Below are 15,886 nucleotides of genomic sequence, written 5' to 3'. Positions count from 1 at the left end.
CTTGATAAGGAGATGTAACACTATAAGTAGCTTACCGTCTCCTTCAGTTCTTTTCGTTTGGTGTGTTGCGCGGCAGGTCTGGCTTTCTCCGAAGGATAACCTATTGGGAAGAGAGCCACCGGAATAATGTGTTGCGGCAAATTAAATTCCGTTTTTACGATATCCGCCTTAAAAGAGCCTACCCACACAGAACCAATACCCAGTTCGGTAGCCTCCATCATCATATGCGTTCCAATTATGGTGGCGTCAATACACCCCAGTTTGTTGTCTACTCCGTACCAGCTTTCCTCTTCGTTGTAACATACCAGCAGAATGCATGGAGCGTCGAAGCTGTATCGGGTACACTTCTTCACCTTTTCGCGCGCTTCCGGACTTTGTATCACGTAGATGCGCTGAGGCTGATTGTTGCATGCGGTAGGAGCCACTCTCGCGGCTTCCAGAATCAGGTTGAGTTTCTCCTCTTCAATCGGTCGGTCACTGAACATCCTGACCGAATATCTCTCTTTGGCAAGCTCTAAGAAGTTCATACTATTTGTTATTAATTGATTGTTTTATCCAGATTATTCAGGGTATCCCTTTTCCGTTACCGGGCATTCAGACTATTCAACGTCTGTCGCACCCGCTCGGCCGAAGTTCTTGGCTCTGCATATTCATCCACCTGCACCGTGCCTCCCATGGAGACTTTCGGATTGCGATAGGTCATGCCGCTGGCAATGTTTTCGCGGGCTGAAAGATGAAACTCGTTCGCTCCCGTTTCCTGTGCTATTTTCAGGATGTTCTTTTCGTTGATTCCACAGCCCGGAAGGATGATGATGCGGTCGCCCGCCTTCTCCACCAGCTCCTTCAGCAGAGGAATCCCAGCTTCCGCAGTAGGCATCTGTCCCGAAGTAAGGATGCGGTTGCAACCCAGGTTTATCAGTTCTTTCAGAGCCTTCATCGGGTCTACGCACATATCGAATGCCCGGTGAAAGGTTACCGACAGCCCCTCGGCCCGTTTCATCAACCGTTCCGTTAACCGTTGGTCAATCTCTCCGTCGGGAGTCAGGCAGCCAATCACCACTCCGTTGGCTCCGCACTCCTTAGCCACCTCAATATCGTGCTCCATCACGCGAATCTCTTCGGGTGAGTATAGGAAGTCGCCCCCTCTCGGACGGATAATCACATGGATAGGAATCTGAATCAGCTCTCTGGTTACCACGATGGTCCCTTTCGATGGGGTAGTTCCCCCTTCCGGAATGCCGGCGCATAGCTCCACACGCTTGGCTCCGCCCTTTTCCGCTTCCACACAGCTGGCCACGGAATTGGTGCATATCTCAATTTTTACCTCTTTCATTCTTATATTGTTTTTTAGTTATTGTAATCTACAGACGGAAGACAAAAGTAAAGAGATTACGCCTATCTTCAAACTTTTCGGGTTTAAAAGATGTGTATTGAATCACTGGCATTAGTTTGTGGTTCTTATTGGCTCTTTCTTGAATAATGATTGGGGGGGAATTTTAAAAGATGGGCATTGAACACCTAGTTCATGATTAATTTTGTTGTTCCTTGCAGTAGTTTCAATTTTAAAAATGGCAATGAACTGCGAAGATGTATCTTAGATAAATTGGGCTCTTGGCGTTTCAATCTGAAAAGATTGGCACAGAATTCCTGGTAGACCCGGGTGTACACGCCTCGTCCATGCGGGTGTACGCACCTCGTCCATGGGGGTGTACCTGACCCCTCCACCCGGGTGTATAACAAAAAGGAAGGCGTAAAATTATGAATTTAAAGCCACGAAAAAGGACTTATATCCCAGGCTTGCAATGGGTTATACTTACATTCTGTGTGCAGTCGAATAACTGTTTAGCAAGTCAGCGAACGGTGCTGCGCGACTTTTCAGAAGTCACGCGCTGCTCACGCAGAAGTCACGCACCTGTATTGTTTTGATGTACAGATGATTATAGGCTTTTTGCGCGACTTGCGTGACTTGTGCTACTTTTTAAAATTAATTATATGGGAGAGTGGGGGATATACCTCATCCAGATTCCTTAAAAATCTGCTTTTTCAGCTTTTAATGGCTTTGTACAAATATGCATTGATAGTTCTTATCAAGATGAAAATAAAAAACAAATAAAGTGTTAATTGATAAAATATATTTTATATTTGTGGCTAATAAATGATATTAGGAATCAGCCTACCAATTTAATTATATGAATAACATGAAAATCAAATTTAGGTACTTCTGGGGATTCATCCTTTTAGGAATCTCTTCAATTGTAACTGGGCAAAATGTTTTTGAAAACGACTCACTTAAATATTGGCAGCCAGAGACTAAAATTACATGGAACGACTTCAAATCTGATACTGTTGGGTTTATGAATTTAAACAGCAAGTATAACATGAAAGCCTATTCTTTTTGTTATCTAAAATCCATTCTTGATGTGCCAAAAAAGAAAAGAGATCGAGGGAAAAAACTTGAAAAAATATATTTTGCGCCATGCCTTGTCAAGCACAAATCTGTTTCAATTACAACTGATAGCTTAGAATTGGCGAAGCAGAAAGTGTATTTGGATATTACAGAATTATTTGCACGTAAAGCACGAATGAGGCTTGAAGCATTAAGAGACACGATAGGCAATGCATACGGTGTATATTGGATGTCCTATTCAAAGATTGTCAGTAAAATCTGTAAAGAAAGAAACGAAATGTATGCTGGTTATACCAATGATGTTTTTCTTTTGAAAATAGAAGGTGACTATGAAAAATGGAGAGATTATATTAATCAACAATTGAGTCAAACAGAAAAGTATGCCACAAAACCTGAAGACTGCCTTAGATTTCTTACTGGAAAGCCTTTGAGTGAAGATTATATTATGTCGCCAGACTATCTTGGTGAAATAAATTGTAATTGAAAATGTCTTTGTAATGTCGGTTGAAATCTGATTAAAAAGATCAAGAGTGAATTTACGTCAAATTATTACCGTCTTTAAAAAGGGAAGCTGACAAAAAAGGGAAGCTGACAGTTAGATTTAAAGAAAGGTATACCAAACTGGGAAGCTGACAAATGGAGTTCTGAAGGGTGTTTGAATATGTTGCAGTTTAATTAAAATTGATTATGATAATAAAAAGAGATAATGATGTAGATGAAATAGGATTTACATTAAGAGTGTTGAATGTACCTTATAATATATATGATTCATTGATAGGAAGATTGGAGAACAAATTTGTTTTCTCGATCTATAAAAAGACTCTTGCTTTAATGTTTTAATTGACATTGAAAGTATTGAAAACCCAGATGCGGTCATTAATTTAATTAATGATTTTTCATTTCTAGAAATAGATATTTATATTGGAATAATCTCTTCGTATGACCATGGGGGAGTAACTGTACCTGATAATGTATTAAATATTATTAGAAATGTCAAAGGTGGTTTGAATTTTTCGTATGTAAGTTGTTGATTAAATAGATGCTATTGTGTTCTTCTCTTCAGATCGGACTGTTCTTAATTAAACAGGTTTTATTAAATAGAGAAACACACAAGGCTAAAATAGTGAAGCTCACACACGCTTTATCATTAGGGCATTATCTAGGTATACTTGCTACTCCTATAACCATTAAATATTATTTAAAACCAAAAATGAAGATGAAAGATAAAAAGGCATATAAAGAATCGTTGATATACTCTAGTTGCTATGTGGGTTTTGCGACGATAGCTCTTTTTTCGATGTATCCAGACTCATTTTATCGTACAAAATTTTAAAAATGAAATATCCACAAAATTAGATTTGCCAGAGTAATTGTGGGTTCTTTGGGATATGAATTCAAAGTCTTTAAAATGCAGAAAAGATTGGCAATAAATCCGTATATAAAAGTAACCGAAACTAGTTTAATATGAAAAACACCCTCTTATATGTTATTCTTATTATATCATCATGCTTTTCCTCGTGTGGATTTTCCAAATACGAGCAAAAAGATCGTAATTTTTCAATTTCACTGGAAGAGTCAAAATTGCATAAAACGTACATAAGAGAATATAATTACATAATTAAAGCCAATTCTGATTCATTACAAATCAAGATTAATCATGCGTGGTTAGAAAAAGCCTGTTTTTATAGAGCAAATGTATTTGAAAGCATTGACTCGTTAAATAAGACTCTATTAATGGATATTAATTTAAATAACGAATTATATTTCAACAAAGAAAATTATGGAAGTAACTGGATTATGGAGGATTGTGCAACTTCAACCTTTGTTGGCAGTTTAAGAGACTTGTTTGGCGTTGGATATTATGAAAATGAGAGTATTAATGACAAAATTGCAATAAAAATCCACAAGATGACTATACCTCATAATGTAAATCAAGGCTTAGAGTATATTGGGTCAATAGAACTCGTTCCTCGTTGACTTTCTATTACGTTCTCGTTCACGATTTATTGTCCATTTAGGATGGAAAAAATATTAATAAAAAAATATGAAAAATGTGATAGCTATATATTTAACTTTAATTTTTCTTTCGTGCTCTACCCAAGGTCGATTAACTAAAGTTGAGTTTCGTCCGTTAAATGAGAGCCCTAAATTTTCTTTAAGGTTAGCATCTCAATATAAAATAATCGATTTTTCGTCTATAGAAGAAAGAGAAAGATATTTTATTTATCCAGACTCATCATTTGTTTATATTTCATCATTTGATGTATCTCCAAACTATGATAATATAAATGCACTTGGAGATAGTATTTGCAATTATAGATTTCAAAACAAGAATTTATCGATAGAATTAAATACAAAAGTTCCTTATCTAGTGAAATTACTTCCAGATACATTTCAGCTATCTGGCATAAGTAAGAATAATTTATTCTGGAAAGATATTTATATAGGAAATATTTCAATTGGTTATAAAGATGTTCCTTTGGAGCAAAAAGATAAGTTTGATCAATTTTTAAGCTCTTTAAAGATTAAATAGGGTTGTGTGCTTCCCTTTAAATCGAGCTGCTTTTAATAAGATCTGTTTAATTAAGAATAGTCCGATTTAAAGAAAAGCAGACAAAAAAAAAGAAGCAGAAAAGTCCTACTTTGGTAAAGGACTAATCTGTTTTATAAAAGTTTAAAAAACATTCTATTGGTGCAATAATTAATTAGATAAATAATGAAATTGAAAGCTAATATATCTACTATTATATTTCTGGTTTTAATGCTTGGAATATTTGGAACATCATGTTCTAATTCAAGGAAAAACATGAATAACACAAATCTGGATTTGTGGAAAGGTACGGACGGATGGAGTTTGGCTAAGGCTGTACGTGATGAAGATTCAGCAAAAATGAAAATAGTGAATTATATAAAAGAGCATGGTCAAGACTACCGGAAAACACCAATTCCGAAAGATATTCAAAGATATTATTCGAAAAAATATTTGGATCAATATTGAATCTGTATTTTAATATGAAAATATCTTCATTGTTTGCCAAAGAAAAATAGCAAACTTTATAAAACAATGGCTTGCTAAATATTGTGTCGGCTATTCTGCCAACTATGTACCTTAAATTTAAAACAGACAAAACTATGAAACTTAAATTGTTTTTTGTGTTTATTGCATTGAGTTTATTTTATTTCTGCGAAGTAAAAGCACAAGCATCGAAAGGCGAAGATTTTGAATTCGCAGTACAAGTAATTGAGGCTGATTATGCTGGCTATCCCTCAAAGGTGACGGAGAAGAATAGAGCAGAATATGAGAAGTTTAAATCATCACTGCGCGCCAGGATTTCTGAAGGTAAAGATGAAGACGCTTGCATAGGGCGTTACGTAGCCTGGTTTAATGACGGACATTTGCGCTACCCTACGTCATCACTTAAAAAAGGAAAAAGGTACGAATATGTACCTGAAATGGTTGCTAAAAAAGTGGATGATCGTACATTTATGATGCGTATTCCGGATTTTGACGAAAGCAACATGCAGCCTATTGCAGATATGGTGGAGCAATACAAAAAGTCCGGTTGTGAGAATCTAATAATTGATATTCGGAGTAACGGCGGTGGTTCGGACTCTACATTTGGCCCGCTGGGAGATTTGATTTATACCCATAAAGGTGTGGTTGACGGAGTAGAGTGGTGGGCGAGCAAAAACAATATTAATTCATTTAAGAAAGTGGTTCAGGGGATAAAGAATGAAAAATCACGCGCATATTATAATGGCATCTGTAAACAGCTGGAATTACATGTCGGGGAGTTTGTGGTAAATGGTAAGCCTACACTAGATATTGTTAGTGATACAGTGTATGATTTTCCACGCAAAATAGCCATTGTGATAGACGGTAGTGTGGCAAGTTCGGGCGAAGAGTTTGTTCTTATATCAAAGGCCTGTAGCAATAAAGTAACAGTTTATGGAAAAGATAATACGATGGGAGTGCTCGATTTTTCAAATGTGATGTCTGTCAATCTGCCAAATTCAAAAATGACGCTTTATTATCCTATTTCTCGTTCAAAACGATTGCCCGACAGAGGTATAGATGAGACAGGTATTGCTCCAGATGTACGAATTACGCTTCCTGATCCTAAAAAACTTGGTACAGAGATTGATCCATGGATGATTTGGATTAGTGAGAATATGTAGAACTCTTGTATATTTTTTTAGTGTCATTATGTTATTGCCAAGTTTGCATTATAATATATCTTGTTTAACTATATCTCCTAATTTTATGAAAAGCTAAAATGCACAAAGCAAATAAAATGGTTGTGCAAGAAGTTTACATTGAAAACTCTGGATATAAATCTGAAATGAAGTTTTCTTTAAAAAATGGGAAATGGTATTTAACAGATTATGTGATTTGGAATTATTAGTTTCTATAACTGTATACTGCGATCCAATATTAGTGCTTGATATGCTTTTTAAAATCTAAAAACAAGGGATGGACTTGCATGGTACGATTTTAGAATATCGACAGGCCTAATAGAAGGTATTAATAACAAAATAAAAACCATGAAAAAACAAGCATATGGATATAGAGATAAAAAATCTTTAAACTAAAAATTTTAAGCTTGCATGAGAAAAACTATGCATTAGTTGGATGAACCATAAAAATGCCAATTGCTAATTCAGAGATAACCGTTTAGCAATTGGCTTATTGATCTTTACTAAGATTGAGCGTAGAATTAGAAAGTCTTTGCTAATTCCTGAGCTTTTTTAATTGATTCTCCAACAACAGCATCTACATCAACTCCTACTACATCTAACATTTCTGCTGCGATCGTATCAAAATCCCTAATTCCAAAAAAACCGAATAATGTTCTTAAGTACCGGTCTCCCATTTCAAAATCAGCAGCTGGTCCTTGAAGGTATGCTCCTCCTCTTGAGGTGATGTTTACGGCTTTTTTCCCTTGACACAATCCAACAGGACCTTCCGCTGTGTATTTAAATGTAATGCCTGTAACAGAAACATAATCCAGGTATGCTTTCAGAATGGCAGGAATATTTAGATTCCACATCGGTTCTGCAATGACATATTTATCAGCTTCAACAAACTGATATGCATATTTCAGAATTGGATGATCCTTTCCTTCTCCAGATTTAGGAACGTGCAGTTCCATCAGCTTATCCTGTGGCAGGAAATCGATACCTTCTTTGTACAAATCTAAGGTGATTACTTCATCCTCCGGATGTGTTTCCTTGTATGTGTCAATAAAACTATCAGATATCCTATAAGTTCTTGACTTGCCGTCCTGTTTTGCGTTTGCTTTAATATATAAGACTTTTCCCATGTGATAATAAATTTTTTATAATATAATACTACGATCAATTTCTTGATCTCAAATTTTAAAAACAGTTTGTAAATTTACTCTTTAATATATCTTTTTTCAATACTTTTTAAAAGGTTTATGTAGATTCATGCAAAAATGCTCAAATCGCCTTGATCAGGACTTTTACGAATCGGAATAAACCTTACCAGTTATCAGCAACAGGCTATTTAATAAAAGTGTCATTATCCAATTCATCAAAAGCAAGTTCGAGCTCTTCCCTGGTATTCATAACTATCGGACCTCCCCAAGCGATCGGTTCTTTGAGAGGCTTGCCCCATAAAAGTATGAATCTGATCCCCTTGCTGCCAGCTGTTACCTCAAGGCTATCACCATTCTCGAACAAAACAGCCCGTCTGTAAGGGATATTAGTACTCTCGCCTTCGGGACCGAATGAAGCATCACCCTGAAAAATATAGGCAAATGAGGTTTCATCAGTAGGTGTGTCAACCATCCATTTCGTATTAGGTTCCAATTCCACATCAAGGTAGGTAGGTTTGATATACTCTCCTTCAAACGCACCTGGGGTTTCCTTATATTTTCCCGAAATAATATGTATCCTTGCACCTTCTTCTTCAATAACTGGTATATCTGCCTTTACTATGCCGTTGTACTTTGGAGTTGTCATTTTATTAGCTGCAGGCAGATTGAGCCAGAGTTGCACTCCTAGCATCCGGTCACTTGCCTTTGGCATTTCCTGATGAATAATACCTGACCCGGAGGTCATCCATTGGCAATCTCCGTCAAGAATGCGGCCTTTGTTTCCAAGGCTGTCGCCATGCTCTATATCACCCTGTACAAGATAGGTTATTGTTTCTATTCCACGATGGGGATGCCAGGGGAATCCCGCAGTGTAATCTTCGGGATTGGTTGAATCAAATGCATCCAGCATCAAAAACGGATCAAAATCATATACATTGTTACCGCCTAATACTCTTACTAACTTCACACCTGCTCCGTCGTATGTCTGCGTACCGGTGACTATTTTAACAACTTTACGAGAATTGTTCATATTTTTAAGTAAAAAGATGAATTAATTAAACAATTATGGCTTCCAAATTTTGATAGAAAGTCATAATTGCTTAAAAAATAGATACTGAGAATCAATTACAATTTATGGTGAGATCCATCACAGTAAGAAGGATTCTTTGTGTGTTTGCATCCACATAAATGAGCTTTACCGGTTTCTTTGGCTTCAAATGCCATTGGTTTAAACTCAGTTCCTTGATGTGAACCGTCGCAAAACGGTTGCTTTTTGCTTTCACCACAAGTACACCAGTGGTATGTTTTACCTGCTTCCAAATCTACTTCATAAGGTCCTTTTTTAGCAATTTTTGGTTCCATTTTTCTTATTTTTAAAAGTTTATACTTTTTTATTGAGTGATTATTTCCCTAAACCTAACTGATTCATATAGGTTTGATTGTCCCAGAATAAATATTCTTCAATCATCACTCCGTCTTTCCAGATTCCTACAGTACACATCGGCAATTTGAAAGATTTGCCGGTTGGTTGGATAAATTTGCCATCACCTATAGGCATCGGCTTTGTAAATGTTCCTGTCATCACACCAGTTACACAAGTCCTGTTGCCTGATCCAAAACGAATAGGGTGTTCTGTAATTTTTGTATTCGGTGCATAAACGAACATCGATTTCAAATCGGCAAGGTGGCGTTCAATACCAAGAGTATAATGCCCATCAGGCCAGTACACCTTAATGTCTTTGGCATGGCTTTCGTGTAGCCGAACCCACTGTTGATGGCTGAATACAGTGAAGTCAAGCGTATCAAAAGTAACAAGGTTTTTGGCAATAACAGCATTATTAGCTGTTAATTCTTTTATTTGTGCACGCAATCTATTAATTTCATTTTGGCTAGGAGTTGTGCTCTTTTTTACATTTTGAGCTTCTGCACCTACTACTGTCGTCGATGAAAGTATTGCAGCTAAGACAAGATAAATCAACTTTTTTATATTCATTTTTATTAGATTATAAATTTTTTTGATACGAAAACTATCAGCGAAACTCTCCTCCAATTAGATATAACAAAGATATGGCAGTAATATATCAAACGAATTAATGAAATCAGGTTAATGATTGCAAAAATCAGGACTGACGTGCTAAAACACGAAATTCGGAGGAGATCACTTATTCATAATAAATAGCTATTATAGTATTGAAATAAAGTTATAACAAATTATGATATAATAATTCACCTGCTGTTTTTGCCGGATATTTGTATCTTTGCCCCGACCAAATTTTTGAAGAATGAAAAAAGAAATAATAGCTGCCCTGTTTTTGGCAGCAACATTGCCGGTGTTTGCACAGAAACCGGTGGAGAAGGGATTGCAGAGTATATCGCAGGAGAGCGCAAAAGCAACTATCGGCTTCTTGGCTTCTGATGAACTGGAAGGAAGGGAGGCTGGAACACGGGGCGGACGAATTGCCGCCGAATATATTGTTTCCCAACTTCGGCTGATGAATATTCAACCATTGGATGAGTCCTACTATCAGCCTTTTGAGGCTTACCGCAAGGAGAGACAGCAGAAAGGAAGATGGCAGGTGCATCCGGACTCCATTGCCCTGATTAAAGGCGGGGTGCACAAACGGTTGAATCTAAAGAATATCCTGGCAAAGATAGAAGGTAAGAACCCAAATGAGTATGTTATTGTGGGGGCACATTACGACCACCTGGGAATAGACCCAACATTGGTGGGCGACTGCATTTATAACGGGGCGGACGACAATGCTTCGGGGGTATCGGCTGTGTTGCAGCTGGCGAAAGCTTTCCTTGTATGTGGTCAGCAGCCGGAACGTACCATTATCTTTGCTTTCTGGGACGGAGAGGAGTCCGGACTGTTGGGGTCAAGCTACTTTGTACAAAACTGTCAGTTTATCCAATCGGTTAAAGGTTACCTCAACTACGACATGATTGGTCGCAATACCAACGAAGCGAAACCTCAGTTGGTGGACTACTTCTATACTCAGGCTCATCCGGCTTTTGGAGATTGGCTGAAAGGGGACATCCAGAAATATAAACTGAAACTGGAACCTATCTACCATGCCTGGGATAAACCGGTAGGGGGGAGTGACAACGGTTCTTTCGCCAAGGCGGGCATCCCTATTATCTGGTATCACACCAACGCGCATCCCGATTATCACCAGCCAAGTGATGAAGCATCGCGTATAAATTGGGAGAAAGTGGTTGAGATAACCAAGGCTTCGTACCTGAACTTATGGAGACTTGCCAACGAGAAAAGCTATTAACTATCTGTTTTTTCAGGCTTATCTAGACAGTCGTCAATTAAGCCAAGCCGGGTATAAACCGGTTGCACCTGTTCAATAATACATGGAAGTCTTCTAGCAAAAACAATTGCCCCGGCCACACAGGCAATACCGCCGAATATCAGTGTGCCGGGTGCGCCGATGAGGCTGGCCAGACTTCCTGCCATGAAGCTGCCAAAAGGTGCTGTACCCATGAAAGCCATTGTGTAAAAGCTCATCACACGTCCGCGTTTATCATTATCGGCAATGGTTTGCAGAATGGTGTTGCTGCTCGCCGTCTGCATCAGCATTCCCATCCCTGTGATAACCATCAGGATGACAGAAAGGAGTAAATTGCTTGATAGGGAAAATGCAACCAACCCAACTCCAAATACAGCCGCTGCTAAAGGGATGATTCTTTCGAGTCCCAGAACCGTTTTTCTGGATGCAAGATAGGTGGCGGCCACCAGTGCGCCAACACCCGATGCTGCCATGAGGAAACCGAAGGTATGGGAATCTCCGTGAAAAATATCTTTGGCAAAAACAGGCATAAGCACGGTATAGGGCATCCCCATCAGACTGATCAGAGCTAATAGGAGGATGATATAACGAATAGGCATAAAGCCAAAGGTATATGTAAATCCTTCCTTAAATTCTTTCATGATATTGGTCTCTTTCTTATTCAGCTCCTGCGGCTTTATCTTCATCAGCAGGAGGGAAACCACGACAAATACAAAGCTTATTCCGTTAATCAGGAAACAGCCGCCTTCTCCAAGTGAGGCAATGAGCACCCCGGCAATGGATGGCCCCACAAGTCTTGCTCCGTTGAACATGGAGGAGTTTAAGGCAATGGCGTTTCCCAAATCATTTTTGCTCTCTACCATTTCTACTAAGAATGATTGTCTTACGGGAGTATCCAACGCATTGATGCATCCCTGAATAATGCTAAGCAATAGAATGTTCCATACTTCAATATTATTGGTGAAATAGAGTAGCGCTAGTGCCAATGCCTGCAGCATGGACAGCACTTGGGTGATGATTAATGTGTGATATCTGTTCCACCTGTCGGAAAGTACTCCTGCAAAGGGTGCTAACAGGAAGGTGGGGAGCTGACCGGCGAAACCTACAAATCCCAGCAAAAAGGCGGAACCGGTAAGACGGTATACCAGCCAGGGGATAGCAATTCGCTGTATCCAGGTACCAATTAGCGATAGGCTCTGGCCGGCAAAAAAGAGCCGGTAATTTCTGTATCGAAGTGACCGGAAAATATTTCTGACCCCTGAAAACCGGGTTATACCATGTTTGTATAGTTTTTTTTTCATGGAGGTTTACTCTATTCTAATTGATTGTTTTCCTGGATGGATCCATTCTCTTTAAACAATTAGCGGGTGCGGAAAGTTACAGAAACCGTTAATTCTCTATGTCTAGAAATTAGATAAAAACACCTGAATCAATCCAGGTTCCAGCAATATTGGGTAGATAATACCGTAAACTGCACCATAGAAGTGGGCGTTGTGGTTGATGTTGCCACCGCCTCTTTTATTCATGTACTGACAGTATATAAGATACAGCGGTCCGAACAGGATGCCGGGTATAGGGATGATGGCAAATAGCAGTATCTTGCCAAACGGATTGAAGAATATGGATGTAAACAACACCGCAGAGATAGCTCCCGAAGCTCCGACGGAGCGATAGTAGTAGTCGTCCTTGTGTTTAATCAGGTCGTAAACCGAGGCGGCAACCATTCCTCCGAAATATAGACCCAGATATCCACCCAAGCCTAATCCGAGATACTGAAAACCTTGTTCTATATATACACCGAACGACCAGAGGGTAAGCATATTTACCAGCAGATGGGTGGTGTCGGCATGCACAAATCCGTGTGTGATAAGCCGGTGCCACTCACCATTCTTCACAGTTCGGTAAGGAGAAAAGGCCAGCTTGTCAAACAGTCCCTGATTAGTGAAGCATATATAAGAGATTACAGCGGTGATGCCGATAATGATGTATGTTGCCATTTTGGGTAATTTTAAGGTGATTAATGAATGACACAAAGATAGCAACTTTACTATGATTACTGTGAAAACAACAGGATTGTTTTTATAGCAAAAGCCTGTTTAAATTTCCCATGGAATGATTTAAACAGGCTCTGGCACAACAATAACTTATTTTTTATATCACTTAATCAGTAATTTTTCGGATATCTGATTGGGCTTATTCTTGCTATGTACTGAAATAATATAAAGACCCGAATTTAAAGATGAAGTTTCAACCGGAATTTCATTCTCTCCTTGATTTACAGAGTAATGATCTGAAATTATATTCCTTCCATTTAAATCGTGCAGGTTAAGCTGAATGTTCTCAGATTCTACTGACATAAACCCTAAACGGACATTCTCGCCTCTTCGTACCGGATTGGGAACAGTTAATTTGTTGACTTCTCCCGTTACGGCAGAATCAATTCCGGTTGAAACACCGGGTTCTGTTTTATCAACCACTGTACTACTGCTGCTGTTTATTAAAAACTCTATGGTTGAACCTGCGTATGGAGTTGCGGGCATTGTAGCTGCTAACTCTTTTTCTGATGTAATGGTTGATGATACAAAACGTAACTTAACTTCAGTCTGACTTTGAGAGGGGTCTGACAACCAGCCATGAACTGTTGAGAGTTCTGGGTCTTTAAGCATGAGTGCACATGCCCTGTCGGCCTTTAAAGTAAACTGACTGTTTTTAAAGCTTGCTGCTTTATAGAAAACCATTCCCCACATGTTCAGCTTTTTATGATGAACCACTTGCAGCGAGTCTGAATTAACCAGAATCTCAATATCAGATGCATCATAGTTCCTTATTTGAGTCAGGTCGTTGCCCGGAACAATTATGTATGCATAATTTGCATTGGTTGGAGCTGTTCCGTGATTGAACCAGAGTTTAAACACATTCTTGTATACGGTCGTGCTTGAAAATGATTTATTTATGTTGACCCAAGCGCCTGATTCCTGTTTGTTTGTCAGGTTAATATCGCCTCCTTTTGGGAAGAAATAACCCACTTTATTGTGATAAATCCAGCTCACATTATTTGTGTAATTGTATGATGAAGCTGTACTTAAGGTCGATTCAGTGCCATTTGATTTAACAACAACATTCCCGCTCAGTAAACATTGGTTTAGAGTGGTGTTAATCTGTTCTGCCGCAGTCGATTTTATTCCGGCTCCCAAGCAAACAATTTCGTTTCCGAACATAAACCATGACTTCTTTGCCGTAGTGTTAACATTGTATTTTTGGTCGTTTAAATAATAGGTCGTAACTCCATAAGCTCCGGTAGATACTCCTCCGGCAAAAGTTGAAGTTCCCCGGTTCCCCCATTCCGGAGGTAATGGAATAGATGTTTTTTGGGGAGCGGTTACTCCTGGAACTTTAGCCCAGTCCCATACCGGAAAGATGTCCAGATATTCATCTCCATTTACAGCTATGGCGTTTGCTCCATCAGACATGAAATATCCTTTTAAGTTTTCGCCATTACCGTTTTCGTTTCTGCATGTACGGGTTGAAACTAAGCGTACATCAAAATTATAATTAGGAGAACTATAGAGGGTGTAATCTCCTCTCCAGTAATGTGTATGTTGAGATGGCACCTGATAACTAGCAGCTTCTGTTCCATTTAAACGTTTAATGGCAGCATCATATATCGACGCATTTTCAGGATCCAGATTTTTTATTTTGGATATCATATCCGTAGAATAGGGATTCAGTGCATCTGGCTTGGACATATCTCTACCAATCGTGTTGTAAAGGAAATATTTTCCGCGAACGATTCTTAAAAAATGGTCTCTGGTGAACGTTACCAATAAATTTAATTTCTCTTGATCTATCTCGTATTGAGTTCCAACTGTGAAATTTGCAATTCTGGCTATATATTTAATGAATGGAACTCCATATCCACCGGTATAAAATTGTTGACCATTAAAGAAATATGAATAATCATGTTGTAATCCCTGGTCTGTTGTGAAATATACAGAGTAATATACCTGTTGTACTCCAAATGACAATACACTGTTATTCTTTGTCAAACAACCTCTGTAGATCCAGTGGGTTGCAATTTCAACTTTATTAGCACCAACTCCACGACCTGCTTCATCAGGACTTCCGCCAATGCTAGCCATTCTGTCTAGTAGGTTTTTTTCAAGTGTTGAAGGAACCTGTTCTGCTCCGGAACGCATTAGAATGAGAATAGTACCTACCAACTGAGGACAAGTAATTTCTTGCTTGTACCAGTTTGTACTGCGTGGATCTGCAGTGTACCAATAGTTTAAAGCGGACACGATCTTTTGATACAAGGCGCTGCTCTTGTAGTTGGTAGTAGTACTTAATGTATAGTCTAAGACAAGTGTCTTCAACCTGGTTAAATGTGTTACGGGTGACCATGTTACTTGCGCAGTGCTTTTATAATCAATATCCGCCCATGAACCATCTGCCTGAAGAGAAGCAGTTAATGTTTTTGCGCTATTGTCCAATGAGCTTGCACTAGATGCGCTTGCCCATTCAGAAAGTTGAATTCGTTGCATGATGATATCGAAATCAGTCGATGCAGCATCTGCATTTATAGATGCATAAGAGACTATACTACTAAATAGTAGTAAAAATGAAAAGAAAAGTTTGATTCTCATAAGTTAAATTTTGTCGTGCTTTTTCGTAATTGCAATAATGACATTTTATTTTTAATCCATTTTATTAATTGAAAATTAGCTTTATTCTAAATGTAATAAAGCGAAATAAATAATGTCGAAAACTTCTGTCGTGTTCTATTTTACTTTGGATCGTAACCCAATAAAATAAAGCTCTCTTTATAATTTCTTAATTTT

15 protein-coding genes and 1 pseudogene are annotated in these 15,886 nt (G+C 38.4%); 7 read left to right on the top strand and 9 right to left on the bottom strand.

All coding sequences use genetic code 11. The features are described from left to right. Positions 1–20: 20 nt before the first annotated feature. Positions 21–527: a nitroreductase family protein gene (locus ABWU87_RS06990; RefSeq protein WP_353334273.1), complete on the bottom strand. Its 507-nt coding sequence runs from the start codon at positions 525–527 to the stop codon at positions 21–23. 56 nt (positions 528–583) lie between these two features. Further along, the gene (locus tag ABWU87_RS06985; protein WP_353334272.1) at positions 584–1,333 is read right to left on the bottom strand and encodes a copper homeostasis protein CutC; all 750 of its coding nucleotides are present in this window, start codon (positions 1,331–1,333) and stop codon (positions 584–586) included. Between the two features lie 865 nt (positions 1,334–2,198). Here ABWU87_RS06985 and ABWU87_RS06980 point away from each other — a divergent pair. From ABWU87_RS06980 to ABWU87_RS06955, 6 genes and pseudogenes are all read left to right on the top strand, one after another. Continuing rightward, positions 2,199–2,891 carry a hypothetical protein gene (locus tag ABWU87_RS06980; RefSeq protein WP_353334271.1) on the top strand — a complete coding sequence of 231 codons (693 nt, stop codon included), beginning with the start codon at positions 2,199–2,201 and terminating at the stop codon, positions 2,889–2,891. Positions 2,892–3,871: 980 nt separating this feature from the next. Further along, positions 3,872–4,384 (top strand): hypothetical protein, encoded by a 513-nt coding sequence (locus ABWU87_RS06975; protein ID WP_353334270.1) that lies wholly within the window; start codon positions 3,872–3,874, stop codon positions 4,382–4,384. Between the two features lie 67 nt (positions 4,385–4,451). Beyond that, on the top strand, positions 4,452–4,940 hold the full coding sequence (locus tag ABWU87_RS06970; RefSeq protein ID WP_353334269.1) for a hypothetical protein: 489 nt from the start codon (positions 4,452–4,454) through the stop codon (positions 4,938–4,940). Positions 4,941–5,213: 273 nt separating this feature from the next. Then, entirely contained in the window at positions 5,214–5,405 is a 192-nt protein-coding gene (locus ABWU87_RS06965; protein WP_353334268.1) for a hypothetical protein, read from the top strand. Positions 5,406–5,539: 134 nt separating this feature from the next. After that, complete coding sequence (locus ABWU87_RS06960; protein WP_353334267.1) at positions 5,540–6,586, top strand: S41 family peptidase; 1,047 nt, start codon at positions 5,540–5,542, stop codon at positions 6,584–6,586. A 312-nt stretch (positions 6,587–6,898) separates the two neighbouring features. Next, positions 6,899–7,000, top strand: a pseudogene (locus ABWU87_RS06955) (transposase); the annotation flags it as partial. A gap of 125 nt (positions 7,001–7,125) precedes the next feature. On the opposite strand, the gene ABWU87_RS06950 reads toward ABWU87_RS06955, so the two are convergent. The 4 genes from ABWU87_RS06950 to ABWU87_RS06935 form a co-directional block, all read right to left on the bottom strand. Further along, positions 7,126–7,731: an FMN-dependent NADH-azoreductase gene (locus ABWU87_RS06950; protein ID WP_353334266.1), complete on the bottom strand. Its 606-nt coding sequence runs from the start codon at positions 7,729–7,731 to the stop codon at positions 7,126–7,128. Between the two features lie 202 nt (positions 7,732–7,933). Continuing rightward, entirely contained in the window at positions 7,934–8,779 is an 846-nt protein-coding gene (locus ABWU87_RS06945; RefSeq protein ID WP_353334265.1) for a pirin family protein, read from the bottom strand. Between the two features lie 95 nt (positions 8,780–8,874). Continuing rightward, complete coding sequence (locus ABWU87_RS06940; protein WP_353334264.1) at positions 8,875–9,111, bottom strand: CDGSH iron-sulfur domain-containing protein; 237 nt, start codon at positions 9,109–9,111, stop codon at positions 8,875–8,877. Positions 9,112–9,151: 40 nt separating this feature from the next. Beyond that, positions 9,152–9,742: an ester cyclase gene (locus tag ABWU87_RS06935; RefSeq protein WP_353334263.1), complete on the bottom strand. Its 591-nt coding sequence runs from the start codon at positions 9,740–9,742 to the stop codon at positions 9,152–9,154. A gap of 289 nt (positions 9,743–10,031) precedes the next feature. Between ABWU87_RS06935 and ABWU87_RS06930 the strand changes: the two genes are divergently transcribed. Continuing rightward, positions 10,032–11,030: a M20/M25/M40 family metallo-hydrolase gene (locus ABWU87_RS06930; protein WP_353334262.1), complete on the top strand. Its 999-nt coding sequence runs from the start codon at positions 10,032–10,034 to the stop codon at positions 11,028–11,030. Here the strand turns inward: ABWU87_RS06930 and ABWU87_RS06925 are convergent. The 3 genes from ABWU87_RS06925 to ABWU87_RS06915 all read right to left on the bottom strand — a co-directional run bounded on the left by ABWU87_RS06925 (position 11,027) and on the right by ABWU87_RS06915 (position 15,691). Beyond that, positions 11,027–12,349, bottom strand: coding sequence for an MFS transporter (locus ABWU87_RS06925; RefSeq protein ID WP_353334261.1), 1,323 nt, complete (start codon positions 12,347–12,349; stop codon positions 11,027–11,029). The genes ABWU87_RS06930 and ABWU87_RS06925 overlap by 4 nt on opposite strands. Before the next feature lie 102 nt (positions 12,350–12,451). After that, positions 12,452–13,045 carry a rhomboid family intramembrane serine protease gene (locus ABWU87_RS06920; RefSeq protein WP_353334260.1) on the bottom strand — a complete coding sequence of 198 codons (594 nt, stop codon included), beginning with the start codon at positions 13,043–13,045 and terminating at the stop codon, positions 12,452–12,454. 159 nt (positions 13,046–13,204) lie between these two features. Continuing rightward, the gene (locus tag ABWU87_RS06915; protein ID WP_353334259.1) at positions 13,205–15,691 is read right to left on the bottom strand and encodes a polysaccharide lyase family 8 super-sandwich domain-containing protein; all 2,487 of its coding nucleotides are present in this window, start codon (positions 15,689–15,691) and stop codon (positions 13,205–13,207) included. Positions 15,692–15,886: the final 195 nt, after the last annotated feature.

The sequence above is a fragment of the Bacteroides sedimenti genome, from assembly GCF_040365225.1.
GTDB classification, from domain to species: Bacteria; Bacteroidota; Bacteroidia; order Bacteroidales; family Bacteroidaceae; genus Bacteroides; species Bacteroides sedimenti.
This window is presented reverse-complemented; position numbering and strand designations above follow the sequence as displayed.

Bases quoted from the DNA above. Each gene is read 5' to 3' on its own strand.
- ABWU87_RS06930 (WP_353334262.1), top strand. From the start codon at position 10,032: ATGAAAAAAGAAATAATAGCTGCCCTGTTTTTGGCAGCAACATTGCCG.
- ABWU87_RS06980 (WP_353334271.1), top strand. From the start codon at position 2,199: ATGAAAATCAAATTTAGGTACTTCTGGGGATTCATCCTTTTAGGAATC.
- ABWU87_RS06920 (WP_353334260.1), bottom strand. From the start codon at position 13,045: ATGGCAACATACATCATTATCGGCATCACCGCTGTAATCTCTTATATA.
- ABWU87_RS06915 (WP_353334259.1), bottom strand. From the start codon at position 15,691: ATGAGAATCAAACTTTTCTTTTCATTTTTACTACTATTTAGTAGTATA.
- ABWU87_RS06940 (WP_353334264.1), bottom strand. From the start codon at position 9,111: ATGGAACCAAAAATTGCTAAAAAAGGACCTTATGAAGTAGATTTGGAA.
- ABWU87_RS06945 (WP_353334265.1), bottom strand. From the start codon at position 8,779: ATGAACAATTCTCGTAAAGTTGTTAAAATAGTCACCGGTACGCAGACA.
- ABWU87_RS06970 (WP_353334269.1), top strand. From the start codon at position 4,452: ATGAAAAATGTGATAGCTATATATTTAACTTTAATTTTTCTTTCGTGC.
- ABWU87_RS06965 (WP_353334268.1), top strand. From the start codon at position 5,214: ATGAATAACACAAATCTGGATTTGTGGAAAGGTACGGACGGATGGAGT.
- ABWU87_RS06960 (WP_353334267.1), top strand. From the start codon at position 5,540: ATGAAACTTAAATTGTTTTTTGTGTTTATTGCATTGAGTTTATTTTAT.
- ABWU87_RS06925 (WP_353334261.1), bottom strand. From the start codon at position 12,349: ATGAAAAAAAAACTATACAAACATGGTATAACCCGGTTTTCAGGGGTC.
- ABWU87_RS06950 (WP_353334266.1), bottom strand. From the start codon at position 7,731: ATGGGAAAAGTCTTATATATTAAAGCAAACGCAAAACAGGACGGCAAG.
- ABWU87_RS06975 (WP_353334270.1), top strand. From the start codon at position 3,872: ATGAAAAACACCCTCTTATATGTTATTCTTATTATATCATCATGCTTT.
- ABWU87_RS06985 (WP_353334272.1), bottom strand. From the start codon at position 1,333: ATGAAAGAGGTAAAAATTGAGATATGCACCAATTCCGTGGCCAGCTGT.
- ABWU87_RS06935 (WP_353334263.1), bottom strand. From the start codon at position 9,742: ATGAATATAAAAAAGTTGATTTATCTTGTCTTAGCTGCAATACTTTCA.
- ABWU87_RS06990 (WP_353334273.1), bottom strand. From the start codon at position 527: ATGAACTTCTTAGAGCTTGCCAAAGAGAGATATTCGGTCAGGATGTTC.